Below are 25,275 nucleotides of genomic sequence, written 5' to 3'. Positions count from 1 at the left end.
CAGAAATTATGGGTCTATGGTTTGCACGCCATGTTCGCGTTTCTGCTGGTCTTCGGCGTAGCGCGTGCCTACGTGGACGGCCGGCTCGATGCCCGCGTTATTAGCCTAGCCATCGCACTCGCCGTGGTGTATGCCGCACAACGCTGGTTGCCCACGTGGCTGTGGCTGGGTGGACTTTGCCTCCTCTGGCTGGGCTTGATGGTCCATGCGCAGGATTTCATGTGGCTGGAATTCCCGCTTATTTTTGTCTTTCTGCGCGCCTTGCCCACCGTTCCTGGGTTGGTCTCCATCGCCATATTGTGGGCGGCTGCCGCTTTCATCCCCGCCTGGCTACATCCTGAGGGCTGGACCATCGCTGCTGCGGTAGGACCGCTTATCGGTACCGCCTTTGCGGCCACGGTCTTTTTCATCCAGCGGCGACTACAGGCGGAGGCGGCGCACCATAGGGACATCGCCAAACAGCTGCGCGAAACCCAGGCCGAGCTAGCCGCAAGCGAGCACCAAGCCGGCCGGCTGGAGGAGCGCGAGCGGCTCTCTCGTGAGATTCACGACACCGTCGCACAAGGTCTCAGTTCTATTCTGCTGCTCTCCCGTGCGGCCCGCGGCACCACTGATCCAGCAACCAAAGAAGAACAGCTGGAAATTATCGAGGAAGTCGCCATCGAGAATCTCGCCGAGGCCCGCCGCTTTGTCCGAGAGCTCGCCGGCCCCGATGAGCGGCTGGAAACCCAGCTCAATTCCCTGCTATCCCAAATGCGCAGCCGCGTGAAAGCCTTGGGCGAAGATACCACCTTTGAACTGGTGGTCTCCGGCAGCGGCAAGGTGCCTGCCCAGATCAAAAAGGTCATTGTGCGGGCCGCGCAGGAGGGTCTCAATAACGTCATCAAACACGCCCACGCCTCGCGCGCAGTGGTCACGCTCGGACTTTTCGAAGATGCTGTCACCCTGGACGTTGTTGATAATGGATGCGGCGTAACCGCCTCCCCTAGCAGGGATAATAAGGATCATGGCTTCGGGCTTACCGGCCTGCGCGACCGCGTGGAGAGCGTGGGCGGCACTATGAACCTAGAATCGGGCGAAGGCACCGCCCTGGCCGTCCGTATCCCGCTGAAGGAGCGAAGCAATGGTTAATGTCATGCTTATTGATGATCACCCAGTGGTCCGCGCCGGCCTGCGCGCCATCCTCAATACCTTCTCCGATGTCGAGGTAGTAATGGAGGGCTCCACCGGCGCGGATGTGGATAAGCTTTTTACTGCAGATGCCCCGCAGGTAGATGCTGTGGTCTGCGATATCCAGATGCCCGGCGTGGATGGCATCGCAGCCACCAAGCGCGTAGTAGACGCCGGCGGCCCGCCCGTGCTCATCTTGACCACCTATGACGCGCAGGCCGATATCCTCGCCGCCGTGGAAGCCGGCGCGATGGGCTACCTGCTCAAAGACTCCCCCGAGCAGGCGTTGCACGAAGCCGTCCTCAATACCGCCGCGCACCGCCGCACCCTAGCGCCGGAGGTTGTGGATCTCCTCGCCCAGCGTGTGGGCCGACCGCAAGAATCACTGTCCACCCGCGAGCTGGAAATCTTGCGGGCGTTATCTAGCGGTTCCTCTAATAAGGAGCTAGCCAAGCAGCTGTTCATTTCCGAGGCCACGGTCAAGACCCACCTCATCCATATTTTCCAAAAGTTGGGCGTGGAAACCCGCACCGCCGCGGTGACCGTGGCACGAGAGAGAAAGCTCATTTGATGCTGGACTGCATAGTCATTGGTGCCGGCCAGGCAGGCCTCGCGGTGGGTTATTACCTGCGCAAGAAGGGCCTAGATTTTGTCCTTCTGGATGCAGAATCCGGTCCTGGCGCAGCCTGGCGCCATACCTGGCCCTCCCTGACGCTTTTTAGCAATGCGGCCTCTTCCAACCTGCCGGGATGGCCCATGCCCCACTACGAGGGCTTTCCACCGGCCAGCCACGTTATTGATTATTTTGCACGCTATGAGCAGCGTTATGAACTGCCCATTCGTCGGCCAGTCACAGTGGATGAGGTGACCCATGACGGCGCGTACTTCCACGTTTATGCGGGGGAAGAGAAACTCACCTCGCGCACGGTCGTAGCGGCAACGGGCACGTGGTCCGCACCTTTTATCCCCTACTACCCCGGCAACTTTGGCGGAAGGCAATGGCATTCCGCCTTCTATCCGGGCCCCGCGGACTTTGCCGAATCTACCGTGGCGGTCGTGGGCGCGGCCAATTCCGGTGCCCAAATCGCGGCCGAGCTCCTACTCTCCGGCGTAGAGACAACCTGGTACACCCGCAGCTCCCCGCGGTGGATGCCCGATGATGTTGATGGTCGAGTCCTGTTTCAGCGCAATCGCGCCCGCCTCAACGCAATGCTGCGCGGCGAACCAGACCCCGGCGCGGATTCGAACCTGGGCGATATCGTGATGGTCCCACCTGTCTTGCGGGCGCGGGATTCCGGGCTCTTGCAGGCCACTCCAATGTTTTCATCCCTCGATGAGGTCAACACAGACCACCTCATCTGGTGTACCGGCTTCCGGCCTGCCCTCCGGCCTATCCGCGGGCTCCTTGATGGTACCTCCCCCACCGTCGACGGTCTCTTCCTCGTAGGCTACGGCACCTGGACCGGACCCGGCTCCGCCACCATTACTGGGGTAAGCCCCTTTGCTAAACAGACTGCGCAAGCCGTTGCGAATATATGTGACTAAAGCTATAGGGTGCTCCCCACCTATTCGACTAAACTGCCTCCTCACAAGCAGTGCCAAACAATAAGGAAAAGCTGGTTTATTCATGTCCGCCTGGGATCTCTACGATGACCTCATCGATGCCATTCCCCGTGACATAGTGGTCTCCCGCGCCGCCCAAAACCCGCGGTGGACCCGCGTTTACACCGAAAGTCCTAGCTGCGGCGTGGCCATGACCATGTCAGCTACCTCCCGCCCCGCCCAGATGAGCGCCGAATACTCCGGCGTTCCCTTGCGCGCCATCGCACAACTGGCCAAGAGTTGGAATTTCTCAGAGGCATCCTTCGGCATGGCTGCGCTCAATTCCTATTACTCCACACCTTCCGTGGCCGATGAACATGGCTTTGCGCTTGCCGATGCCCCCTGGCCCCACATCTTCGATCCCTTCCGCGAAGCCGTCGCGGGTAAGAAGGTCGCCGTCATTGGCCACTTCCCTTTTGCGCCTAAGGCGCTCAACCAGGCGGCGGATTTTTATATGCTAGAGCGTTCGCTCAATGAGGGCGACTACCCCGATTCCGCCGCCGAGTACATACTGCCCGAGTGCGATTATGTCTTCATTACCGGCTCCGCCTTTGTTAATAAGACCGCGCCCCGCCTGCTCGAGCTCTCCCGCGAGTCCTTCAATGTAGTCTTGGGGCCCTCAACGCCTCTGGCCCCTATTCTCCTTCAGGACTACGGGGTATCCCAGGTCACCGGCATAGTTCCCACCGACGCCGCCGGTATGTTTGAGTGCCTCGAAGAGGGAGATTCCCTCGATATGTTTAATTTCGGGCACCGCGTCAGCCTGGGTACTTAGACAATTACTCCGGCCACAATCGCGGCGGCGAGGGCACCCAAGCCCAAAGCCGCCATCCAGCCGATAGCGCGGACGGCTCGCAGCTGCGCCTGTGCGCTCTTGCGGCTAACTAGGAACGCGCCCAAGGCCGCTCCAAGGGTATTGAAAACCACATCGTCGACATCGCTAAAGCCCAGTGAGAATAGATATTGGGTAGTTTCGATGCCCAAGCTGAGCGCCATGGCTAGAAGGATGGTTCCGCCACGGCCAAAGCGGACGTGGCGCGAATGTTGCCCCATCACTACCAAGCACGCGCCAAGTGGGAAAAAGAGCGCTATATTGCCCAAGGTATTGGTCCACGGGCCCCACCACGGATGAGGGTTATTAAAGCCGTTGAACATTTGCAGATCCAAGCTGCGGCGGGCATGTGCAGAGGCATCGAGCACGCCGGGAATATCAATAAACGGCTTGCCCACTGTAGCTACGGCAATAGCCACCACAACGACCACGCAGGCAACGCCAGCACTGCGCCACAACGTGCGCTTGGCAGGCGCGCCTTGCGCCCTTACCTGGTGCGAAGTGCGGGTGGATCCAGTGGTCGTCATCATAATGCCCAAGTTAACAAGCCTGTCTGAAAAATCCCAGGGAGATTCACTGTCGAATCCCTGCATCACATTTAACGTACGATGGTGAGCATGAGCACGCTACTAGTAACTCGCAACGAAGACAAAACCGTCACGACCTCCTTTGAAGAGGGAGAGTTCCTCGGCGAGGGTGACATTACCGTTGATGTTTCTTATTCTTCCCTGAATTACAAGGACGCCATGGCAATCGCGGGCGACCGCGGTGTCATGCGCACCAGCCCACTTGTCCCAGGCATCGACGTGGTCGGCACCGTTGCCGAGTCCAGCGTAGAGCGCCTACCGGTAGGCACCCTGGTTGCCTCCTTCGGTGATGGCCTTGGCGAATTCCGCCACGGCGGCTACACCCCGAAGCAGCGCGTTAACTCCCAGGCCACGGTCGCGCTCCCCGCAGACTTCACCGCTGAGCAGGCAGCCGCTGTCGGTACCGCAGGCTATACCGCTGCCCTGTGCGTCAACTCCTTGCGCGGGCTTCCCGACGGCCCCGTTTTGGTCACCGGCGCAACTGGCGGTGTCGGCTCCATCGCCGTGAACCTCCTGTCCAATGCCGGGTACGAGGTCCACGCCATGACCGGCCGTCCCGATGACTATTCCCAGTACCTTCACGAGCTCGGTGCCCACACCATTGTGGACCGCGCCGAGTTCGCCGAGACCGGAAAACCCTTGCAGAAGGCAACCTATGCCGGTGCTGTCGATACCTCCGGCTCCCACGTTTTGGCCAATGTATTGGCTCGCACGGTTTGGGGCGGCACCGTCGCCTCCACCGGTATGGCCGCCGGCCCGGATCTTCCCACCACCGTGCTGCCGTTCATTCTGCGCAACGTACACCTTGCCGGCGTCAATTCCGTAGACGCCCCACTGCACTACCGCCAGAACGCTTGGCAGCTCTTGGCTCGGAAGCTAGACCGTTCCATTCTTGAGTCCCTGACCACAACGATTCCACTTTCGGACGTGGTCGAGGAATCCAAGTCTCTTCTAGAGGGCACCCACCACGGACGCACCGTCCTCAAGATTTCCTAGGCCGCGCCCTAGCTAAAATTCCCCGGCACCCGCCGTCATGGCGGGTGCCTTTTGCATACGCGGTTAGGCTTCAGAAGCGAACTCTCCAGCGCCCTGCTCATCAATCCCACGCAACAACTTCCGAGAAATTTCCCCCAAAGTTTGTAGGTCTTCGTCACTAAGGGTGCTCACCACGATTTCATCAACTGCGGCGGTATGGCGCGCTATTGCCGCACTGAAGGCAGCAGTCCCCTTTTCCGTCACAGTGACTTCAATGGCTCGAGGCCCAAGTTCCGGCGCTTCCCGCCTGGAGACCAATTTTCGTGACTCCATGCGCACCAGCTGTCGATGCAGGCGCGATTTTTCCCATCGTAGTTCCGTCCCCAATTCGTGCGGACGGGTATGAATTTTGCGACGACGATGCAACACCGCCAAGACCGCATAGTCCGCCTCGCTTAGACTAGAGTCTCTCTGCAACTGTGCAGAAAGTCGCGCATGCAGCACCTCTTGCATAGTGACAAAATCTCCCCATGCCGCACTCTGCTCCACACGCATGGCTATTCTCCTTCGGTTGCCGTTATTTAACAGCTTATACAGCGCAGTTGATCTAGCAACCCGTTAGGCGATCGGGAGTTGATACAACAACTCCTACTACTTTAATATGGCGGGCGTATAGCACGTCAACAATTTAATGCCCCTACATCTTTAGGGCCAAAATCATAATTGCTTTGCTTTTGGAACACTATTGGCGGGGTTATCCAAATGCTCAATCCGTTATGTTATTGGCGTAAAAATTAAATAGTTAAACAAAAAGTTTTGGTAGCGATCCGTCCGCTGGAACAAACGGCGTCTCGGGAGAAGCGACTGAAGTGTTTAAAATGGCGAGCATGGATAAGCTATTTAGCACATGTGGTTCGATCTAATGGATATAGAAGAGCTCATCGCAGAGCTACCCACAAGCCGCGAAATATGGGATGCACCTGGATTTGATCGAGTCCTTTTTCACGCTGATCCGTCCGACATGGCGGTCACCGCGATGGAGTACGAAGGGGAATGGGCCGCAGTTCCTTCGTATCGGGGAGGGGAACAGGCCCTGGGAACGATTTATCGCGCAACGCCCTATATCGGCATTGTGGAAACGGGGGATTTACGCTTCGCAGCACTGGCGGATGCGCCCTTTGCCCTGCCAGCGGGAAACCCCGTCGGAGGCGAAAAGCTAGAGGGACAGGTCCAGCCGGCGGTTGTGGCCTTGCGGTACGAGGTGGGGGAGCCGGAGGAATTTTCTTTGAATTCTCCTGCTACCGAGCGCTTTTATCGGAACTTAAAGCCCAGCATGCTCAACCCGCAGGTAGAGGTGGCGGGGACTATCGGGGGCATCGCCAAGCACAGCAATGAGCTGGGCATGGGGGAGTTTTGGGTATGCGACCTCGACGGCCTGCCGCTCATTGTGAACGAGAAACTGGAGGTCGGCCATGGAATCCGGGCACACGGCATAGCGCTGTGCGCCACGGAGTTTTGGGAGGAGTAACTACTTGACGACGAGGTTGACCATGCGGCCCGGCACGTAGATCTTCTTCACTACGTTCTTACCGCTGGTCAGTTCGGCAATCTTGGCATCGGCCAGAGCCACCTCGAAGACCGCCTCCTGGTCGGCATCGGCAGCTACGTTGATGCGGGCCTTTACCTTGCCGTTAATCTGTACCGGCACCTCGATCTCATCATCTACCAGGTACTTTTCCTCAAAGGTGGGGAAGGGCTGATAGGTGATGGTCTCGTCGTGGCCAAAGCGCTGCCACAGTTCTTCCGCGATATGCGGGGCGATGGGGGAGACCAACTGTGCGATCGGCTCCACGGCGGCGCGCGGGGCCTCGGTGCGGTAGGTCTTGGTCAGGTAGTTGACGTACTCGATGAGCTTGGCCACCACGGTATTGAGCCGCAGGTTCTCATAATCATCGCGCACGCCCGCGATGGTGCGGTGCAGCTGCTTGAGATCATCCTCGCTCAAATTGGCGTCGGTAGTGGCCAGCTCTCCGGTGTCCTCATTGACGGCAAGGCGCCACAGGCGCTGCAGGAAGCGCTGGGAGCCGACGACGTCCTTGGTAGCCCACGGGCGGGAGGTGTCCAACGGACCCATGGACATTTCATACACACGCAGGGTATCGGCACCAAAGTCGCGGCAGATATCGTCCGGAGCTACAGCATTCTTCAGGGACTTGCCCATCTTGCCGTATTCCTGATTGACCTCTTCTCCGTTGTAGTAGAACTTGCCGTCCTTTTCTTCTACCTCAGCAGCTGGCACGTACACGCCGCGGAAATCGGTGTAGGCATAGGCCTGGATATACCCCTGGTTGTACAGGCGACGGTAGGGCTCTTGAGAGCTGACAAATCCCAGGTCAAAGAGCACCTTATGCCAGAAGCGGGAGTAAAGCAGGTGCAATACGGCGTGCTCGACACCGCCGACATAAAGGTCGACACCGCCCGGATCCTGTGGACCATGCTGGTCCGGTCGCGGGCCCGTCCAATAACGCTCGTTTTCGATATCGCAGAATGCCTCATCGTTGCGGGGATCGATGTAGCGCAGTTGGTACCAGGAAGAACCTGCCCACTGCGGCATTACGTTGGTATCGCGGAAGTAGGTCTGCGGGCCGTCACCCAAGTCAAGTTCTACCTCGACCCAGTCGCGCACCTTAGCTAGCGGGGGTTGTGGTTCGGAATCCTTATCCTCTGGATCAAAAGAAACCGGCTTATAATCTTCTACCTCTGGAAGCTCCACTGGCAGCATGGATTCTGGCAGGGCGTGGGCAAAGCCATCCTTGTCATAGACGATGGGGAAGGGCTCGCCCCAGTAGCGCTGGCGGGCGAAGAGCCAATCCCGCAGCTTATACTGCACCTTTTCCCGGCCAGAGCCGTCCTTTTCCAGCCATTCAATGGCCTTGGCAATAGCCTCGGCCTTATTCAGGCCGTTGAGATCTAGGCCCTTGCCATTGGCAGAATTAACCAGGGCACCGTCCTCGGTCCAGGCTTCTTCGTCTACGTTGCCGCCAGAAACAACCTCCGTAATGGGCAGGCCGAAGGCCTTAGCAAACTCGTAGTCACGGGTATCGTGCGCTGGAACTGCCATGATGGCGCCAGTGCCGTAGCCGGTCAGCACGTAGTCCGCGATAAAGATCGGGACCTTTTTGCCAGAGACCGGGTTGGTGGCATAGGTGCCAAGGAAGACGCCGGTCTTTTCTTTGTTTTCCTGCCGCTCTAGATCAGACTTGGCGGCAATATCGGTGCGGTAGGACTCCACGGCCTCCTTGGGATCATCGTGACCGTAGGTCCAACGCTCGTCTACGTCATCGTCATAAGGGATGGGGGAGAGGAGGGCGTCGACAAGCTCATGCTCTGGGGCCAGCACCACGTACTCGGCGCCGAAAAGCGTATCCGGGCGGGTGGTAAAGACCTCGATCTCATAGCCCTCAGCGGGGAAGGAGACCTCCGCGCCGCGGGAACGCCCAATCCAATTGCGCTGCATGGCCTTGACCTTCTCCGGCCAATCCAAAAGCTCTAAATCATCGAGCAGACGATCGGAATAGGCGGTAATGCGCATCATCCACTGGGACAAATTCTTGCGAAATACGGGGAAGTTGCCGCGCTCGGACTTACCTTCAGCGGTGACCTCCTCGTTTGCCAGCACAGTACCCAAGCCTGGGCACCAATTCACCGTGGAATTAGACAGGTAGACCAAGCGGAATTCATCGATAGCCGCGACCTTTTCCTCTTCGGTGAGGTCCTCGTAGTAGCGGCCGTCCTTGGTGGTGCGCTTATTGGCCTCTAGTTCCTTGATGAGCTCTGCAATCGGGCGCGCCTTCTGCTGCTCCTCATCGAACCAAGAGTTATAAATCTGCAGGAAGATCCACTGCGTCCACTTGAAGAACTCCGGATCCGTAGATTCTACGGAGCGGCGCGGATCGTGGCCGAGTCCCAACATGCCCAACTGGCGGCGCATGTTTTCAATATTCGCCTCGGTGGTGGTGCGCGGGTGGGTACCGGTCTGGATGGCGTACTGCTCGGCCGGCAGGCCGAAGGCATCGTAGCCCAAGGTGTGCAGCACGTTCTTGCCCAACATGCGGTTATAGCGAGCATAGGTATCGGTAGCGATATAACCCAGTGGGTGTCCCACGTGCAGGCCCGCACCGGAGGGGTAAGGGAACATATCCTGCACATTGAGCTTTTCCTTAGGCAGCTCACCCGCATCGGTGGCGAGCTCGCCTACCGGGTTCGGCGCGTTGAAGGTGCCATCGTCTTTCCAGTACTGCTGCCAGGTCTTCTCGATCTGGTTCGCCAGCTCCGGGGTATAGCGGTACGAGGTGGAATCGCTCTGGGTATTCATAATCAAACAGTGTAATAGCCGCGTGCCGGTGCGGTGTAGTTCGCTGCACGTTGCGCGTTCTTCTCGGCACGTGCACCCAAAATCTCCGCCAGACTCGCCCCCGACTTTCGGGTCATTTCCCCCGCTCGCAGCCAAAATGCAGATCTGCATGAAAATGATCTAGGCTGGGGTAAATGAGCCAGGAGAAGTTTCGCAGCCAGCTTTCAACTTTTGCAGACGCAGCGGTATTTCAGGGGATTCCGCACCTGCGCCTCTCCCCAGCTACCCACACTTTGGAACTATACCTACCGGCCGTAACCGCAGGCTATGAGCCAGAGGATCCCCAGTGGACCGTGTCCGCTCAGCTGCTCGATGACAGCGAGGACACTCGTAAGTTCTACTACGTGGAGGGCGAGGAGCCCGGCTTGTGGATCAGCATGCCCCACCCCTTTAGCCACCTGAGCGTCTCCTTTGAAGAGCACACCTTAGAATTCGCTGGCGTGGCCAATGGCGGCTTAGTGCTGGATTCCACCCATCGGCCGCTCGATACCACCGCAACGATACCTAAGGGCTCATATACCTTCATCGCCCCTGCTGGCACGGAATTCACCAAGGCTAAGGCCGGCGAAGCCCGCCTTCACGGCACCTGGGAAGGTTGGTCCGTCTTCCCGCTTGAGGTGAGCCAATCTTTTACGGTGGAGGCACCGCGCCAGGAGCCCGCCACCGTCAAGGTGTCTGGCAGCCCTGACTTTGCCTGGGATATGGCCGTGAAGTCGTTGCCCAATGCCCACGGGCTAGATGGCGAGCTGGTCTATACTCAGTCTCCTCGCGTCATCGCGAACACAGAGCTCAGCATGGAGTTGACCTACGTCCCCATCGGTGGGGAAGAGGAAGCGGTGCTGGAGGATGAGCTACCGGAGGGCATCCATGAGGTGCTCCCGGCAGATGCCTTCGAAGATCCCTGGGTAGGCCGTTACCGCTTTAGCTTGTACAAGGACGAGGAACTGGTGGATATCCAGTACCTTAACTTCGCGGAAACGCTGCACATGCGCGCCAAGAACGAGGGTCCGCGTGGCACTAATTTCCGCTTCATCGACGCCCTAGGCAATCTTTCACCGTTTAGCTATGCCTTGGCCTCTGCGCCGAGCAAGCCCATCCAGATGGAAAAAGGCCAGCGCGTCTTTGGCGAGGACGAGAGCGTGCGCGAGGAAACCATCGGCAGCGAGGCCGGCTATGAGCTGACCTTCCAGGTGGAACCGGCAACGATTCGTACCCGCGTCAAACGCACCGCGGCCGAACCAGTGGATTACCTAGATAAGCAAATTATCCTGGCAGATCAGCTCGATGCCGATGCCCTCTTTACCATCCACTCGCCGGAGCCACTGCCGCTAGCGAAGTTCGTGGTCATTGATAAAAACCAAAAGATCAGGGACCTCGTCACCGCCAATGGCTCTACGGAGGCGGCTACCAGCCTATCCGTGCCGAATCGCGCGCTGAAGTCTGCGCTGACGAAAAAGACCTCGCTGGAGCTTTATCTCTTGTGGTCCACGCTCTCCTATGAGGAGTACCTCGAGGGTCTGCCGGAAAAGGAGCGCGCAGCGCACCAAAAGCGCAGCTTTGACCGGCGCGTTATGGAATATGAAGCCACGGCGGCCAGCGACCTCATCTATGCCGCCATCGCCACCGTACGCAAAGCTCCGTTGGTCTCCCGCGCCACCATCGAGGATGGCATCCTCGTCCCCGACCAGCCACACGAGGAAGAGGTGGAGCTGCTGGCATGGGCTTGGCCACTGGGCAATCCCGCAGGCGAGCCGCTGCCACTCGAACCCACCGAGGAAGGCTTCGAGCTGCCCGAGGAGCTGCTCGATGCCGGCCACCTCATCGTGGATTTCCGTGAGGACGAGCCGGCCAGCGACTTGGCCGCGCCGCAGTACCCGCCGGCGAGCGCGCTCATCATCTTCCAGGATGGTGAAACCGCAAACACCGAGGGTATGTGGCCCACCTACGCGGCTATGCGCCGCCTAGCGCCCAAGGCCAAGGAAACTTTCGAGGCGATTATCAAGGACATTGAGGCCGATCCGCGTGCCAGCATGGATGCCCTCATGGCGGCGGATTTTGAGCCGGGTCAGCGCATGCGCGCTTTTGTCCGCACCGGCTTGGTCTCCCGCAATTTCCGCCGCGAGGAACCGGCCGAAAAGCCTTCCTCACTGCTGGCCGCGCTTGCCGACGCCGCCCATGACTACATCGAAGCCCACGGCTCCGCCGCGCTCGCGCGCGTGCCGTCCACCGGCGTCGACGATGTCACCCGCCCAATGCTGCTGATGAGCGCCACGGGAGAGGCGCCCACACCATCGACGGCCAGCGATCAGCTCTGCGACGATGCTCACCGCATCGCTGCGCTACGCGAATGCTTTGCCAACGACCTCGCGCTCACCCGCCTGGGCACCATCTCCAACCTGCGGAGCACCGCCATGCAGCTGCGGGTAACGCTGCAGCAGCTAGGTGTGGATAAGTCCGTACTGCACACCTTGCTCGCGCTCGATGCCTTTGGTGATGGCAATTCGGAGCTCGGCGATTCCGCCTGGATGCCGTTTATCTCCTACGTCTTTGCCATCACGGCGCGCGGCGTGGCCAATGGCAAGCTGGCTGATCCCGCTTTCGCCGCCGCGCTTGACGGCGCCCTCCCGCAGCTAGCTGAGGCCGTCTCCCTCGCTCCGCAGCTGTTTTACCGCGATATTCTCACCGCGGAGGCGCTCACGCTCAGCTAGTGTGGCAGGCATGCAGGTCATTTCCACCAATGTCGCCGTCCGCCGGCCAGACCCGAGCGGGCGGCACGAGTTTTCGGGCATCGACAAGCAGCCGCAATCCTTCATCGATGTGGCCGCGCCAGGCCCCCATTATGGCGATGGTTCCGGCGTGCGCGGCGATATAATTGGTGACACCCAACATCATGGCGGCAATGATAAAGCCATCTACGCCTACGCCCGCGAAGAGTTGGACTACTGGCAATCCGAGCTTTCCCGCCCGCTGGCGTCTGGCTGCTTTGGTGAAAACCTCACCACCCAAGGCGTCGACCTGTCCGCTCTACTCATTAACCAACGCCTAAGAATCGGCACCGCTGTACTTGAGGTATCCGTTCCCCGCCAGCCCTGTTCCACCTTTGCCGGCTGGCTAGGGGAGCGCGGGTGGCTCAAGCGTTGGACCGCCCGTGGCGATTGCGGTACTTATCTGCGCATTATTTCCCCCGGCCGCATCCAACCCGGCGACAGCATCACAATGGATACGCCACCCAACCATGACATCACTATGCGCATCGCCTTTGCCGCCAAAATGGGCAACCGTACTCTTGCCCAGCGCGTTATCGAGGCCGGCTGCCTGCCCGCGCACCAGCACAACAATCTTCGCACCTAGCCCTATAACGTAAGCCCCCTGGGGCTAGTTTTCAGTCCCTACGCTACGCACCGCACCCTACATCCATATCCTCAAGCGACGATCCCCAGGTGCGCCTAAAGTAAAAGCACACCAGCCTCGATGGCTGGTGTGCTTTTAATGCTTCAGGCAAACAGGGGAGTAACTGTATTACTTACTCTCGTCAAAGTGTAGATGGTGCCCCTTGGCCTTGGGGAAGCGACCGTGCACAAAGAAGTAGTAGATGGCTGCGATGACTACGAGGGCCGCAAGGATGAGGTACATGGTGTCAAAGCCGGTTGCCCCAACAATGGGGCCTAGGCCGAACGGAGCCAGGCCAATGCCTAGGTCCATCAGGAGGAACATGGTGGAGATACCCGCGCCCATCTGTGCGGTGGGTACCGAGCGCACAGAGATGGCCTGGCAGGCGGGGCTGAGGGTGCCGAAACCCAGACCGGTGCAGGCGCCTGCAACCACCAGCATGACGTCGTTGGTGGGGAAGCCCATGAGGAGCAGAGCGATAATAAAGGCTGCAAGGCCGAGGTACATCACGGCGTTATCGCCCTTGTGGTCTTGGATGCGGCCCAAAACAAAGCGCATGATAAGCATGGTTACTGCGTAACCAATAAAGAACAGACCTGCACCGGTAACAAGGTCTTCCTTGCGCGCATAAGCGTTGAGATAAGTAACCACACCGGAGTAGGCGATTCCGACCAACAACATAAACAGGCCGATGGGAACCACGTTGGGGTGCACGGCATTGCGCAAAGTAAAGGCCGGCTTCTCGGCGGAAACTTCAGCTGGGTAGCGCAGCACCAAGGCCAGGACCAAAGACACGACATTAGCGCCTAGCGCTACAGCAAAGAGCGTGTTGTAGCCAATGTTATTAGCCAAGAAGAGGCCGAGTGCTGGGCCGAAGGCCGTTGCCAAGGTAGTACCGAGGGCGAAGTAGCCAGTACCCTCCGCGCGGCGCTCGTGCGGAATGACGGACTGTGCCACTGCCATAAGCGCGGTGGAGGTCAAAGCGTAACCCGTGCCGTGCAGGAAACGGACGATGATAAGAACGGCGACGTTCTGTGCAAAAAAATACGCCACAGCAACGACTGTGACGAAGACTAGGGAGGTCAGGGCGGCCTTCTTGTGGCCTACGCGGTCCACGAGCCAGCCGGAGAATACGCGCATACACGTCGCGCCCAGAACAAAGGCGCTGGAGGCAAAACCACCCACGGTATCCGATGCCCCGAAGCTCTCTACCGCGTAGAGGGCCATGGTGGTCACGGACAGGTAGAAGACCAAAAACTGACAGAAATTAGCCACCCACGCGAGAACGAACGTGGGCGTAATCAGCTGCGGCTTAGCCGCAGATTCAGTAGACGTCATATATTCACTCCAAATAACAAAAAGAAAATTCCCTCCCCACGAACAGGCCATAAGGCCACGTTTCGCAGATGAAGGAAATACAAATCAAATCATACGGAGAGGAACTATACGCCCCGCAAGCTTCAATGGTTAATCAAAAAGCCCTCTTGGTCTTGTTCGGCCTCACTTTTTGCAGCCCAATGCAAACAATATTGACGACTTGAACAGGATAAATGCTTTAGGTCGGGAAGGCGGGCTCATTTTTAATGAATGTTTACATTATTAAGCCGCAGCCGGGCCCCGAAAGGGAGCCCGGCTGGCCTGTGTGTCTTTTCAAACGCTTGCGTTTCTAAACATTGGCATAAGGGTCACGGATACCCAGGTATTGAACTGAGGTATATTCCTCAATACCTTCGGCGCCACCTTCGCGACCCAAACCGGATTGCTTGACGCCGCCGAATGGGGCAGCGGCATTGGAGATGACGCCGGCATTGAATCCCATCAGGCCAAATTCGAGACCATCGGCCACGCGCCACAGGCGGTCTGAGTTTTCCGTAAAAACATAGGACGCAAGACCATATTCCGTCTCGTTTGCTGACTCTAGGGCTTCCGCCTCCTCGCTGAAGATAAAGATAGGTGCAACTGGGCCGAAGATTTCCTCCTGGGCCACGCGGGCTTCACGTGAAACATTGCTCAAGATCGTGGGGGCATAAAAGTGACCCTCACCTTCGCCACGCTTGCCACCGGTAACAACGGTGGCACCCTTTTCCACTGCGTCATCCACTAAGGCAGCAATATTGTCGAGCGCCTTGGCCTCAATGAGGGGACCGCAGGTAACGCCTTCGTCCAGGCCATTACCCACGACGAGCTTGTTAAACTCCGCCGCCAACTTCTGCGTAAACTCTTCCGCCACGGACTCGTGCACTATGAAACGGTTGGCCGCAGTGCAGGCCTCACCAATATTGCGCATCTTCGCACCCATGGCCCCTGCTACGGCCTGATCGATATCCGCATCCTCAAAGACGATGAACGGAGCATTGCCGCCCAGCTCCATGGAGGTGCGCAGCACATTATCCGCGGCACCCTTCAGTAGAGTCTTGCCCACTGGGGTGGAGCCGGTGAAGGAAAGCTTGCGCAGGCGATCGTCGGCAAGCAAAGGCTCCGAAATGGCTGAGGCAGAGCTTCCGGAAACCACATTGAGCACACCCTTGGGCAGGCCGGCATCGAGCATGGTTTGCGCAAAGTACTGCGTAGTCAGTGGGGTGAGCTTGGCCGGTTTCAGAACCATGGTGCAGCCTGCCGCAACAGCAGGCGCAACCTTGCGCGTGGCCATCGCGAGGGGAAAGTTCCATGGGGTAATTAGCAGGCATGGCCCGACCGGCTTGCGGCGTGTGACCATACGCAAAGTGCCCTCCGGAACGGGGGAGTAGCGGCCATAATCGCGCGTTGCCTCTTCGCTAAACCAGCGCAGGTACTCAGCACCATAGGTGACCTCACCTTGAGACTCGGCAAAAGGCTTTCCCATTTCAAGTGTCATCAGCGTCGCGAACTCATCGGCGCGCTCGTGTACCAGCTCGAAGGCCCGGCGGAGGATATTCGCCCGCTCGCGCGGGGTGGTTCGTGCCCACTCATCTTGCACCGCACAAGCAGCATCTAGAGCGGCTACCGCGTCAGCGGAATTAGCAGAATCGAGCGTAGCAATGGTCTCTCCGGTGGCGGGATTTTCCACCGTGAAAGTCTCGCCGGAAGATGCCTTTCGCCACTCGCCTCCTATCAAAAGTTGGGTAGGAACTTTTGCCACTACCTCATTAGGGCTCATAGTCATTTACATCACCTTTCTTCCCTTTGTTAATGCACCCAACAGTACCCCACTCGTTTCTTTAAAGTCCCGAATACGGCTTCTGCTGCGAGAAAGCCAGCTCGGGCTGTGAGAATATTTATCGGCAATATCTTCCGCGGTATAGAAATTTAGGTTAAAGTAGCTGCCATGAAGAACATGACTACTGCTTGGTGGTGGCGCGCGTAACCCGCGGGCCATCTTTCGCAACCTATTTTCAGGCTCGCATTCTGCGGGCCTTTTGGCGTTTTTGTGCCTGTGCTCGTGGAAGCTTAATTTTCGTTTCCCATACCCACCCTCTCCGAAAGGGCACTGCAATGCCATACACCGCTACCCGCGACATACCCTACGACAGCGATGCGGCCGCCACATTTGACGCGCTCGCGCAACCGCACGACTCCATGTTGCTCGAAAGCGCAGACATCGAGACTAAGAAAAACCTCAACTGTCTCGCCATCCTCAAGGCAGCACTCAGAGTCACGTGCCATGGCCACAGGGTGGAGGTGCGGGCCTTCACCAACGCGGGGGAGGTGCTCCTTCCTCCTCTCCGAGACCGGTTCCGCCACCGCCTAGTTTCACGTGAAACTACTACCGCTGTATTCGAATTCCCGCCTTCTGCCGAACCCGACGAGCGGCAGCGACTCCTTGCTGAATCAACCGCTGACATTCTGCGATTCTTCCAATTAGAGGCCACCTATTCCTCTCCGCTACTACCATTTCTAGGGGGCGGGTTCGCTTATGACTACCTGGCCACCTTCGAAGACCTCCCCGAGGTTAAACCGGGGCCGAATTCCTACCCAGACTATGAGTTCTTGGTGGCTCAAACGGTCCTGGAGGTAGACCACCTGCAAAGAACTGCGCGCCTAGAGGGCTGGGATATCGACGAAGACCACCTTAAAGCGGAACTTGATTCCCTAGCCACGCGGCCGGAGACCCCACGCCCCACGGCACCACAGAGAAGCAAGATCCGTGCGGTGGCTGACGCGGATGACGCAACGTTTCGCGCAGACGTGGAAAAGCTACAACGCAATATCCACGCCGGCGATATCTACCAAGTAGTGCCCGCGCGTTCCTTCACGCTGGAATGCCCTAGCGCCCTCGCGGCCTACCGGACGTTACGAGACACTAACCCTTCGCCCTATATGTTTTACGTTCGTGGCGACGGCTATGAGCTATTTGGCGCGTCGCCAGAATCCAATCTCAGGTTCACGCCGGAAGATAGGGGAGTGCAGCTCTATCCCATCGCTGGCACTCGGCCGCGCGGGCTGCGCCCGGATGGGAGCATCAGCCATGAGCTTGATATCCGCAATGAATTAGAGATGCGTACTGACCACAAAGAGATTGCGGAACACACGATGCTAGTAGACCTAGCACGCAATGATCTCGCGCGGGTGGCCGTTCCTCGTAGCCGCCAGGTGGCAGAGCTATTGCAGGTGGACCGCTACTCCCGTGTGATGCACTTGGTCTCCCGAGTCACGGCGAAGCTCCACTCAGATTTCGATGCGCTCGATGCCTATCGAGCCTGTATGAACATGGGCACCCTGACGGGTGCGCCCAAGCTTCGTGCCACCGAGCTGGTGCGGCAAACGGAAGGGACACGCCGCGGATCCTACGGCGGGGCAGTAGGTTACTTGCGCGGCGATGGCGCCATGGATAACTGCATTGTCATCCGCTCCGCCTACGTCCAAGACGGCACCGCAGTAGTGCAAGCCGGTGCCGGTGTTGTCAAAGATTCCGTCCCACAGGCCGAGGCCGATGAAACGGTGCATAAGGCCTACGCCGTGCTCAATGCCATTGCCGTAGCACACGGTGCCGAGTTGGAGGTGCAGCGATGAGTTCGCCACACATTGTCCTTCTGGATAACCACGATTCTTTTGTTTATAACCTCGTCGATGCCCTAGCTGGGTTCGATACCACAGTATTTCGTAACACCGTTGCGGTCGATGAGGTATTGGCGGCGCGGCCCGACATAATTGTGCTTTCCCCCGGACCCGGCCATCCACGGTCGGCCGGCTGCATGATGGAGCTTATCGACGCCACCCTTGACACCACTCCCATCCTCGGCGTCTGCCTCGGCTTCCAAGCGCTTCTTGAATACCACGGTGGGGCAGTTGCGCCCTGCGGCCCGGTACACGGGAAATCCGTTCCGATGACTCTCACGCCAGCCGGGGTTCAGCATCCCGTACTCCAAGGGCTTGCCACCGATACCGAACCTGATCAACCAAATAGTCTCGGCACACAGATTCCGGTGGCACGCTACCACTCGCTCGGCTGTACGGATATCCCGCACGAGATGCGCTGCCTAGCACACACTTCCTCAGATATCGGCGAAGTAGTGATGGCCGCGGAGACAAAAGACGGTATGGGGCTAGGTCTGCAATTCCACCCAGAATCCGTCCTCACACCCACTGGACCCGTAATGCTCCAACGCTGCATTCACCAACTATCTACCCACACCACTATGGAGAAGGAAAACTAAAATGAGCCGAACACCACTGCGGACCTTTCAGGCCTATCTAAGCAATCCACAACCCACCATCGAAGAAGCCACGGAGGTATTTACCCCCTTGGCCGTGGGCGCCTACGACGATATCCATATCGCGGCATTGCTCGCTCATATCCGGGCTCGGGGCGAGACTTTCGCGGACGTTGCCGGCGCCGCCAAGGCTTTCTTAAAGGTGGGCTATCCCTTCCCCATCACCGGAAAAGGCCTTATGGATTCGGCCGGCACTGGGGGCGATGGCGCAAATACCATCAATATCACGACGGGGGCCTCGCTCGTCGCCGCTGCCGGGGGAGTGAAGATGATCAAGCACGGCAACCACTCGGTCTCTTCCAAGTCCGGATCTGCGGATGTACTCGAGGCTCTTAATATCCCGCTCGACTTAGACGCCGCCCGAGCGGTCCGCCAATTTGAGGCCTCGAACTTTACGTTTCTATTCGCCCCCGCCTACAACCCAGCCATCGCCCACGTCCAACCGGTGCGCAAGGCACTGGGCATCTCAACCATATTTAATACCCTCGGCCCGCTCTTGTCCCCAGGACACCCATCACTCCAAATCATGGGCATTGCAAACCCAGATCAAGGCCAGCTCATTGCAGAGGTCTTTCGAGAACTTGGCCGCGAGCGCGCCTTAGTCGTCCATGGAGCCGGCACGGATGAGATTGCCACTCATGGCACCACGCAGGCTTGGGAGCTCAGGAACGGCGACATTATCACCTACCAGCTCACCCCTGAAGAGCTCGGTATCGAGCGCCACGAGCTCGCGGAGCTTGCCGGTGGGGATGGCGCTGCAAATGCCTTAGCCCTCCGCGCGGTATTTGCCGGCCGAGGTAAACCCGCACACGTGGACGCCATCGCTGCCACCGCCGGAGCCATGTTTTACCTCAACGGGACCACGAGGAGTATCGCAGCAGGAGTCTCTCACGCTAAGGATCTTATTAATAGCGGCGCTGTCGAAAAGTGGCTCCATATCCACGAAAGCGCCAACTATGCGGTAGGGGAGAAGAACCAATGACGGCGAAGGAATTGCCAACCGTGCTACAAGAGATCGTCGCCCAGCGCCGCACTCATCTGCCGGCCATTCGCGACAGGTTGTCCTACGTGGACCTCGCTAGCGTACCGCCTTCGGAGCGTTCGCTTGTCGAAGCCCTCGATGGCACCAATCGCTTCATCATGGAATGTAAGTCTGCCTCGCCATCCCTGGGGTTGATTCGCGCGGACTACCGTCCGGGCGATATCGCTCGCATCTACTCACGCTATGCCTCCGCCATTTCGGTGCTGTGCGAGCCTGCGCGCTTTGGCGGCGACTATGACCATCTGCAAACCGTCGCCCAATCTACCCACCTGCCGGTGCTGTGCAAAGACTTCATTGTTGACCCCATTCAGGTTTACGCCGCGCGACACTACGGAGCCGATGCCATCTTGCTCATGATGTCCATCGTGGATGATGACACCTACGTTAAACTCAAGGCGCTGGCTGATGAACTGGGGTTAGACGTCCTGACTGAAGCCATCACCGAGGAAGAGGTGGAACGAGCGCTGCAATTAGGTGGCGACATCATCGGTATCAATAACCGCAACCTCCACGATCTCAGCATCGACCTAGAACGAACCGAGCGCCTCGCTAGCCATATCCCTGAAGGAAAAACGATCGTCTCGGAATCCGGAATCCGCGACAATGCCATTGTCCGCCGGCTGGGCTCTCACGTGCACGCATTCCTTGTAGGCTCACAACTCAGCCGCCAAGAGGATATCGATCGCGCCGCTCGCGATCTTGTCTACGGTGGCAATAAAGTATGCGGGCTTAACTCTGCCTCCGCTGCGCAAGCGGCGCGTGCTGCAGGGGCCCGCTACGGAGGACTTATCTTCGTACGGGAATCGCCGCGCAGTGTTTCACGTGAAACCGCGCGTGACATCATCTCCGCAGAGCCGGGTCTGGACTACGTGGCCGTGACACGTTCTTCGGATATCGAAGAGCTACAGAGACTTTCTGAGCTCCCAGGACTCAAGGCACTTCAGCTCCACACCCCATTCCAAGGAAGTGGGGAAGCGGAAAGAGAATTCCTACGCCAGGTACGCAGCGTCGCGGGCGGATTATCCGTCTGGCGTGCCGTCGATATGCTCAGCCCCGATTTCGCAGGACTGGCAACTGACCTTGTCCCAGAAGTAGAAGCGCTAGTCCTGGACTCCGGAAGCGGCGGGTCAGGAAGCTCATTCGAGTGGAGCACTATCCCCCCTGAAGTTAAGGATAAATCCTTCCTCGCCGGTGGCCTCCGGTTAGACAACCTCGAAGAGGCTCTGTCGATCGGCACGATGGGGCTCGATCTCAATTCGGGTCTAGAGTACGCACTCGGCCGCAAGGATTCCTCGCTTGTGTCCCAAGCCTTCCACATCATCCGACGCTATACACACCCATAGAAAGGACACGATCATGACCGTTTCACGTGAAACACTCCTTCCAGCATACTTTGGTGAATTCGGTGGACAGTTCGTCCCAGAATCCCTTATCCCCGCCCTCGACCAACTTGAGAAGGCTTTTGTAGAAGCACAGAATGACCCGTCCTATCGCGAAGAGCTCAGCGGCCTTCTGCGTGACTACCTTGGCCGGCCCACGCCACTGACAGAGGCAAAAAATTTAGGCGGTAAGGCGAGGATCTTCCTCAAACGTGAGGACCTCGTACACGGTGGCGCGCACAAGACGAACCAAGTCCTCGGACAGGCCCTCCTCGCCAAACGTATGGGAAAGACTCGCATCATTGCAGAAACGGGAGCGGGCCAGCACGGCACCGCCACCGCACTGGCTTGCGCACTCTTAGGGCTCGAGTGTGTGGTCTATATGGGGGTAAAAGACGTCGCGCGGCAGCAGCCCAATGTCTTCCGTATGGAGCTAATGAACGCGAAAGTCGTAGCCGTTGATACCGGGTCCGGAACGCTTAAGGACGCGGTGAATGAAGCGCTCCGCGATTGGACCGCTACGTTCCATGAATCCCACTATCTCCTCGGCACTGCGGCTGGGCCACACCCTTTCCCGACTATCGTCCGGGAGTTCCATAAGGTCATTTCCGAAGAAGCTAAGCAGCAGATGCTTGAGTGCACTGGCGGCCTGCCGGATGTAGTCGTCGCCTGTGTCGGAGGCGGTTCCAATGCAATCGGCATGTTCGCAGACTTCATTGCGGAGGAAAAAGTGGAACTCGTCGGCACTGAACCGGGCGGTGAAGGACTGGACTCCGGCAAGCACGGTGCCACCATCAACAACGGGACCGTAGGAATACTCCACGGCGCACGCAGCTACCTCATGCGGAACGCAGACGGCCAAGTGGAAGAGTCATACTCCATTTCCGCCGGACTCGACTACCCGGGAGTCGGTCCACAGCATGCTTACCTTCACTCCAGCGGCCGAGCACAATACGTTGGCATTACAGACGCCGAGGCATTGGAAGCGTTCCAACTGCTATCCCAGCGGGAAGGGATCCTTCCCGCCCTTGAGTCTTCCCATGCTCTTGCTTATGCCTTGAAACGGAAGGATGAGGACATCACCATTGTGGTCTCTTTGTCTGGTCGCGGCGATAAAGATATCGACCATGTTCGCCGCACACTTGAGGCCCACCCAGAATTTAAACAGCAGGAGAAGCACTAATGAGCAATCGATACGAGAACCTATTCCGATCACTGCGCGAAAGGGGAGAGGGCGCGTTCGTCCCCTTCCTCATGTTGGGCGATCCCACCCCGGAGGACACGCTGGACATTGTACGAACCGTTGTCGCGGCCGGTGCTGATGCACTAGAACTTGGCGTCCCATTTTCTGATCCCGTGGCCGATGGACCGACCATTCAGGCGTCTCACCTTAGGGCGCTAGCGGCTGGCGCCACCGTAGATTCCGCCCTAGAACAGGTGCGGACGATTCGCTCAGAATTCCCTGAGCTTCCCATTGGCATGTTGATCTACGGCAATGTGGCTTTCACGCGCGGCTTCGAGCACTTCTATTCCGAATTCGCTAAGGCAGGCGCGGATAGCACCTTGCTTCCCGACGTCCCCGTACGCGAAGGCGCTCCATTCATCGCTGCAGCAGAAAAGGCCGGCATAGATCCGATCCTCATCGCCCCGGCTCGTGCCACCGCGAGCACCCTCGAAGGCGTCGCTCACAGCTCGCGGGGTTATATCTATGCCATTTCCCGCGACGGCGTGACAGGTACCGAAAGAGAATCTAAAACCATCGGGCTTGAAGAAGTCGTAGCAAACATCAAAAGATTCGATGGCCCGCCGGTACTGCTCGGCTTCGGCATTTCAGCACCCGAGCATGTGCGCGATGCCGTGGCAGCCGGAGCGGAGGGGGCTATTACTGGCTCGGCCATTACTAAAATCATTGATCGCCACGTTTCACGTGAAACCGCTGCAGAGCGGACTCAGATCGAAGGGACCTCAGGCCGCGCTCGCGTGGACCCCGCGCTGCACAAAGAACTCGCTGAATTTGTCACCCGCATGAAGGCGGCGACCCGAAAATAGCCCCACAACGCATTAAACCCCTCGTCAGCTCTCGACAGCTGAACGAGGGGTGTGGTTTTGGTGAGCCTCTACGCGGTTGCTTCTGCAGATTCCTCTTCGGAGGGGTCTTTCTTGTCGCCTGCGAATTTGTCCACGATCATCGCAATAGCACCGTCGCCGGTGACATTGGCGGCAGTGCCGACCGAGTCGATGGCGATGTAGGCGGCGATCATGAGCGCCACCATGCCATCATCAAAGCCCATCATGTCTGCCAGAAGGCCGGCCGCCACCATGACGGCACCGCCCGGAACGCCCGGAGCAGCAATCATCATGATTCCCAACAAGAAGATGAAGCCAAGTCCGGTACCGGTACTAATATCAAGGTTTGCCATATACACGATCGCAAAGGCATAGAGCGTCAGCTTAATCATCGAACCGGACAAGTGGATGGTCGCGCACAGCGGGATAACAAAGCTTGCCACCGGCTTTGAAATGCCATTCTTAAGCGTAGACTCCAAGGACACCGGGATAGTCGCGGCAGAAGAGGAGGTTCCCAAAGCCGTGAAATAAGCCGGCAGCATATTGCGAAGCGCCTTGAAGGGATTCTTCCCGGTAATCGCACCAGCAATGATGTATTGCAAGACTAGGTAGACTAGGGTCATAACAACTGCCAAAACCAAAACCTTGGCAAAGGCCGAAAGTACCGAGCCCAGATTGCCATTCATGCCCAATCCCAAGAACATGCCAAAGATATAGAAGGGCAAAATCGGCACAACAAACCCCCAGATTACCTTGACTACTACGTTCTCCAATTCCTTGGTGACAGCGTACAAAGTATCGGACTTCACGGTAGTCATAGCTACACCAATGCAGAACGACAATAAGAGGGCAGTCATAACCTCAAAAGGCGGCGCCATCTCCACCTCGAAGTAGGGAGAGAGTGCACCCTCATCAATATCGGAGACATTAGTAATCAGATTCTGACCACTAAGCATGGTGGGGTAGAGCCAGTGGGCAAGCACATAGGCAAGAAGACCGGCGACAATAGTGGAGCCATAGGAAATCCCCGCTGTAACCCCCAGCCACTTACCGGCACCACGCCCGAGACCCGCAATGGACGGAGCGATCAGCGCGAAAATAAGGACCGGGATAAAGAAGTTGAGGAAGTTGCTAAATAGTCCATTGAAGGTGGCGAATACGCGACCAAACCATTCTGGCGCGAATCGGCTGACCACCACGCCAAGGATGATGGCAACGATAATGCGGAACAACAAAGATTCCGAGAGTTTCTTGAGATTCATATACTTACAATCAGATCGGGTGCTCTACCTCTAGGACTAAACGACCGAGGCGAAACAGCGCAGTGCGGAGGCCAAGGTCGATTCAATATCTATCAATCGACCTTAAATGCATACTACCTGAGCACACACAGCGACAGAGCACTCGGCCTAGGCGCAATTTTTATCTCAGCACTACAAGGCTAAACTGAATACATGATCGCAGTGGGAATCATCTTCTTCATCCTCGCCGTCTTCCTCATCGTTGTAGGTACCATGGCCTCAACCAAGCGCCTACCCGGAAATAACTACATTGGCTTGCGACTGCAAGAAATCCGCAAGTCTCGCGAAGCGTGGGATAACGCCCATCGCATCGCTGGTCCATTCTGGATCCTCAGCGGTGTCTGCCTAATTTTCGGTGGAATCGTCGCGCTTAGCGCTGAGGGCTGGATGTGGCTCCTTCCGGTTCTTACCTTTGTGGCGGCAGTTCTCGCCCTATCTGTAGGTTCCAACCTCGGCTCGCGTGCCGCGTTCCTCTACGAACAGGCACACGCTAGTGAAGAAGGTTGTGGGGATTCCTGCAATTGTGGCTCCGACGGTTGCGGTGGGGAAGAGGCTGCCGCGGCTTCTGCACCGCAGGTCGATGTCGACGCACTCCGTCACGCCGCACGAGAATCTGACAGATAGCAGCGCCTGCTGCACAACCGCCCCCCCTCTGGATAAGAATTACGCCTCATCCAGAGGGGGAATTTTTGTAGCTATTTCCTCCTTGATTTCTAGTGGTCGTGGAAACACCTGACATGGGTTAGGTGATTGTGTGGAGTCGAAATGGGTTCCGGATTCTGTTGTTGTGGCGCGGTTTGCGTCGTTGGTTCGGGCTGGTAGTTCA

21 protein-coding genes are annotated in these 25,275 nt (G+C 58.0%); 15 read left to right on the top strand and 6 right to left on the bottom strand.

Translation table 11 applies throughout. The annotated features are described in order from the left end of the window. The first annotated feature begins 30 nt into the window (after positions 1–30). The 4 genes from MHK05_RS09985 (at position 31) to MHK05_RS09970 (ending at position 3,547) form a co-directional block, all read left to right on the top strand. Complete coding sequence (locus MHK05_RS09985) at positions 31–1,131, top strand: sensor histidine kinase (RefSeq protein ID WP_239206470.1); 1,101 nt, start codon at positions 31–33, stop codon at positions 1,129–1,131. Further along, positions 1,124–1,741 carry a response regulator gene (locus MHK05_RS09980; RefSeq protein ID WP_239206468.1) on the top strand — a complete coding sequence of 206 codons (618 nt, stop codon included), beginning with the start codon at positions 1,124–1,126 and terminating at the stop codon, positions 1,739–1,741. The genes MHK05_RS09985 and MHK05_RS09980 overlap by 8 nt, the downstream gene beginning before the upstream one ends. Continuing rightward, entirely contained in the window at positions 1,741–2,715 is a 975-nt protein-coding gene (locus tag MHK05_RS09975) for an NAD(P)-binding domain-containing protein (RefSeq protein ID WP_239206466.1), read from the top strand. The genes MHK05_RS09980 and MHK05_RS09975 overlap by 1 nt, the downstream gene beginning before the upstream one ends. Before the next feature lie 82 nt (positions 2,716–2,797). Beyond that, positions 2,798–3,547 (top strand): DUF364 domain-containing protein, encoded by a 750-nt coding sequence (locus MHK05_RS09970; RefSeq protein WP_239206464.1) that lies wholly within the window; start codon positions 2,798–2,800, stop codon positions 3,545–3,547. On the opposite strand, the gene MHK05_RS09965 is transcribed toward MHK05_RS09970, so the two are convergent. Continuing rightward, positions 3,544–4,134, bottom strand: a complete 591-nt coding sequence (locus MHK05_RS09965; protein ID WP_239206462.1) for a VanZ family protein — start codon at positions 4,132–4,134, stop codon at positions 3,544–3,546. The two genes, MHK05_RS09970 and MHK05_RS09965, sit on opposite strands and share 4 nt — an antisense overlap. A gap of 78 nt (positions 4,135–4,212) precedes the next feature. On the opposite strand from MHK05_RS09965, the gene MHK05_RS09960 reads away from it, so the two are divergent. Beyond that, positions 4,213–5,187, top strand: a complete 975-nt coding sequence (locus MHK05_RS09960) for an MDR family oxidoreductase (protein ID WP_239206460.1) — start codon at positions 4,213–4,215, stop codon at positions 5,185–5,187. A gap of 63 nt (positions 5,188–5,250) precedes the next feature. Here the strand turns inward: MHK05_RS09960 and MHK05_RS09955 are convergent, their stop codons facing one another. Further along, positions 5,251–5,721: a MarR family winged helix-turn-helix transcriptional regulator gene (locus MHK05_RS09955; protein WP_239206458.1), complete on the bottom strand. Its 471-nt coding sequence runs from the start codon at positions 5,719–5,721 to the stop codon at positions 5,251–5,253. Between the two features lie 352 nt (positions 5,722–6,073). Here MHK05_RS09955 and MHK05_RS09950 point away from each other — a divergent pair, with 352 nt between their 5' ends. Continuing rightward, entirely contained in the window at positions 6,074–6,694 is a 621-nt protein-coding gene (locus tag MHK05_RS09950; RefSeq protein WP_239206456.1) for a hypothetical protein, read from the top strand. Here the strand turns inward: MHK05_RS09950 and leuS are convergent, their stop codons facing one another. Next, the gene (leuS, locus tag MHK05_RS09945) at positions 6,695–9,541 is read right to left on the bottom strand and encodes a leucine--tRNA ligase (RefSeq protein WP_239206454.1); all 2,847 of its coding nucleotides are present in this window, start codon (positions 9,539–9,541) and stop codon (positions 6,695–6,697) included. It abuts the gene before it with no gap. A 173-nt stretch (positions 9,542–9,714) separates the two neighbouring features. On the opposite strand from leuS, the gene MHK05_RS09940 reads away from it, so the two are divergent. Together MHK05_RS09940 and MHK05_RS09935 are read left to right on the top strand one after the other, a co-directional pair. Next, positions 9,715–12,288, top strand: a complete 2,574-nt coding sequence (locus MHK05_RS09940) for a hypothetical protein (RefSeq protein WP_239206452.1) — start codon at positions 9,715–9,717, stop codon at positions 12,286–12,288. A 10-nt stretch (positions 12,289–12,298) separates the two neighbouring features. Beyond that, positions 12,299–12,931: an MOSC domain-containing protein gene (locus tag MHK05_RS09935; RefSeq protein WP_049359239.1), complete on the top strand. Its 633-nt coding sequence runs from the start codon at positions 12,299–12,301 to the stop codon at positions 12,929–12,931. A gap of 168 nt (positions 12,932–13,099) precedes the next feature. On the opposite strand, the gene MHK05_RS09930 is transcribed toward MHK05_RS09935, so the two are convergent. Together MHK05_RS09930 and MHK05_RS09925 are read right to left on the bottom strand one after the other, a co-directional pair. Further along, positions 13,100–14,308 (bottom strand): MFS transporter, encoded by a 1,209-nt coding sequence (locus tag MHK05_RS09930; RefSeq protein ID WP_239206451.1) that lies wholly within the window; start codon positions 14,306–14,308, stop codon positions 13,100–13,102. Positions 14,309–14,636: 328 nt separating this feature from the next. Next, entirely contained in the window at positions 14,637–16,112 is a 1,476-nt protein-coding gene (locus tag MHK05_RS09925) for an NAD-dependent succinate-semialdehyde dehydrogenase (protein ID WP_239206449.1), read from the bottom strand. A 329-nt stretch (positions 16,113–16,441) separates the two neighbouring features. Between MHK05_RS09925 and MHK05_RS09920 the strand changes: the two genes are divergently transcribed. The 6 genes from MHK05_RS09920 to trpA are packed head-to-tail and all read left to right on the top strand — an operon-like array spanning position 16,442 to position 23,130. Then, positions 16,442–17,959, top strand: coding sequence for an anthranilate synthase component 1 (locus MHK05_RS09920; protein WP_239206447.1), 1,518 nt, complete (start codon positions 16,442–16,444; stop codon positions 17,957–17,959). After that, positions 17,956–18,603 carry an anthranilate synthase component II gene (locus MHK05_RS09915; protein ID WP_239206445.1) on the top strand — a complete coding sequence of 216 codons (648 nt, stop codon included), beginning with the start codon at positions 17,956–17,958 and terminating at the stop codon, positions 18,601–18,603. Before MHK05_RS09920 ends, MHK05_RS09915 begins: the two co-directional genes overlap by 4 nt. A gap of 1 nt (position 18,604) precedes the next feature. Further along, on the top strand, positions 18,605–19,642 hold the full coding sequence (trpD, locus tag MHK05_RS09910; protein WP_239206443.1) for an anthranilate phosphoribosyltransferase: 1,038 nt from the start codon (positions 18,605–18,607) through the stop codon (positions 19,640–19,642). Continuing rightward, positions 19,639–21,045 (top strand): bifunctional indole-3-glycerol-phosphate synthase TrpC/phosphoribosylanthranilate isomerase TrpF, encoded by a 1,407-nt coding sequence (trpCF, locus tag MHK05_RS09905; RefSeq protein ID WP_239206441.1) that lies wholly within the window; start codon positions 19,639–19,641, stop codon positions 21,043–21,045. Before trpD ends, trpCF begins: the two co-directional genes overlap by 4 nt. A 13-nt stretch (positions 21,046–21,058) precedes the next feature. Then, complete coding sequence (gene trpB, locus MHK05_RS09900) at positions 21,059–22,264, top strand: tryptophan synthase subunit beta (protein ID WP_239206439.1); 1,206 nt, start codon at positions 21,059–21,061, stop codon at positions 22,262–22,264. After that, a complete protein-coding gene (trpA, locus tag MHK05_RS09895; RefSeq protein ID WP_239206437.1) occupies positions 22,264–23,130 on the top strand; it encodes a tryptophan synthase subunit alpha in 867 nt (288 codons plus the stop codon). Before trpB ends, trpA begins: the two co-directional genes overlap by 1 nt. A 68-nt stretch (positions 23,131–23,198) precedes the next feature. Here trpA and MHK05_RS09890 read toward each other — a convergent pair whose 3' ends face one another. Continuing rightward, positions 23,199–24,410: a dicarboxylate/amino acid:cation symporter gene (locus MHK05_RS09890; RefSeq protein WP_239206435.1), complete on the bottom strand. Its 1,212-nt coding sequence runs from the start codon at positions 24,408–24,410 to the stop codon at positions 23,199–23,201. A gap of 192 nt (positions 24,411–24,602) precedes the next feature. On the opposite strand from MHK05_RS09890, the gene MHK05_RS09885 reads away from it, so the two are divergent. Continuing rightward, positions 24,603–25,073: an SdpI family protein gene (locus MHK05_RS09885; protein ID WP_023020172.1), complete on the top strand. Its 471-nt coding sequence runs from the start codon at positions 24,603–24,605 to the stop codon at positions 25,071–25,073. Positions 25,074–25,275 lie beyond the last annotated feature (202 nt).

Source organism: Corynebacterium nasorum (genome assembly GCF_022347325.1).
In the GTDB taxonomy this organism is placed as follows: domain Bacteria; phylum Actinomycetota; class Actinomycetes; order Mycobacteriales; family Mycobacteriaceae; genus Corynebacterium; species Corynebacterium kefirresidentii.
This window is presented reverse-complemented; position numbering and strand designations above follow the sequence as displayed.

Bases quoted from the DNA above. Each gene is read 5' to 3' on its own strand.
- MHK05_RS09985 (WP_239206470.1), top strand. From the start codon at position 31: ATGTTCGCGTTTCTGCTGGTCTTCGGCGTAGCGCGTGCCTACGTGGAC.
- MHK05_RS09980 (WP_239206468.1), top strand. From the start codon at position 1,124: ATGGTTAATGTCATGCTTATTGATGATCACCCAGTGGTCCGCGCCGGC.
- MHK05_RS09975 (WP_239206466.1), top strand. From the start codon at position 1,741: ATGCTGGACTGCATAGTCATTGGTGCCGGCCAGGCAGGCCTCGCGGTG.
- MHK05_RS09970 (WP_239206464.1), top strand. From the start codon at position 2,798: ATGTCCGCCTGGGATCTCTACGATGACCTCATCGATGCCATTCCCCGT.
- MHK05_RS09965 (WP_239206462.1), bottom strand. From the start codon at position 4,134: ATGATGACGACCACTGGATCCACCCGCACTTCGCACCAGGTAAGGGCG.
- MHK05_RS09960 (WP_239206460.1), top strand. From the start codon at position 4,213: ATGGTGAGCATGAGCACGCTACTAGTAACTCGCAACGAAGACAAAACC.
- MHK05_RS09955 (WP_239206458.1), bottom strand. From the start codon at position 5,721: ATGCGTGTGGAGCAGAGTGCGGCATGGGGAGATTTTGTCACTATGCAA.
- MHK05_RS09950 (WP_239206456.1), top strand. From the start codon at position 6,074: ATGTGGTTCGATCTAATGGATATAGAAGAGCTCATCGCAGAGCTACCC.
- leuS (WP_239206454.1), bottom strand. From the start codon at position 9,541: ATGAATACCCAGAGCGATTCCACCTCGTACCGCTATACCCCGGAGCTG.
- MHK05_RS09940 (WP_239206452.1), top strand. From the start codon at position 9,715: ATGAGCCAGGAGAAGTTTCGCAGCCAGCTTTCAACTTTTGCAGACGCA.
- MHK05_RS09935 (WP_049359239.1), top strand. From the start codon at position 12,299: ATGCAGGTCATTTCCACCAATGTCGCCGTCCGCCGGCCAGACCCGAGC.
- MHK05_RS09930 (WP_239206451.1), bottom strand. From the start codon at position 14,308: ATGACGTCTACTGAATCTGCGGCTAAGCCGCAGCTGATTACGCCCACG.
- MHK05_RS09925 (WP_239206449.1), bottom strand. From the start codon at position 16,112: ATGACTATGAGCCCTAATGAGGTAGTGGCAAAAGTTCCTACCCAACTT.
- MHK05_RS09920 (WP_239206447.1), top strand. From the start codon at position 16,442: ATGCCATACACCGCTACCCGCGACATACCCTACGACAGCGATGCGGCC.
- MHK05_RS09915 (WP_239206445.1), top strand. From the start codon at position 17,956: ATGAGTTCGCCACACATTGTCCTTCTGGATAACCACGATTCTTTTGTT.
- trpD (WP_239206443.1), top strand. From the start codon at position 18,605: ATGAGCCGAACACCACTGCGGACCTTTCAGGCCTATCTAAGCAATCCA.
- trpCF (WP_239206441.1), top strand. From the start codon at position 19,639: ATGACGGCGAAGGAATTGCCAACCGTGCTACAAGAGATCGTCGCCCAG.
- trpB (WP_239206439.1), top strand. From the start codon at position 21,059: ATGACCGTTTCACGTGAAACACTCCTTCCAGCATACTTTGGTGAATTC.
- trpA (WP_239206437.1), top strand. From the start codon at position 22,264: ATGAGCAATCGATACGAGAACCTATTCCGATCACTGCGCGAAAGGGGA.
- MHK05_RS09890 (WP_239206435.1), bottom strand. From the start codon at position 24,410: ATGAATCTCAAGAAACTCTCGGAATCTTTGTTGTTCCGCATTATCGTT.
- MHK05_RS09885 (WP_023020172.1), top strand. From the start codon at position 24,603: ATGATCGCAGTGGGAATCATCTTCTTCATCCTCGCCGTCTTCCTCATC.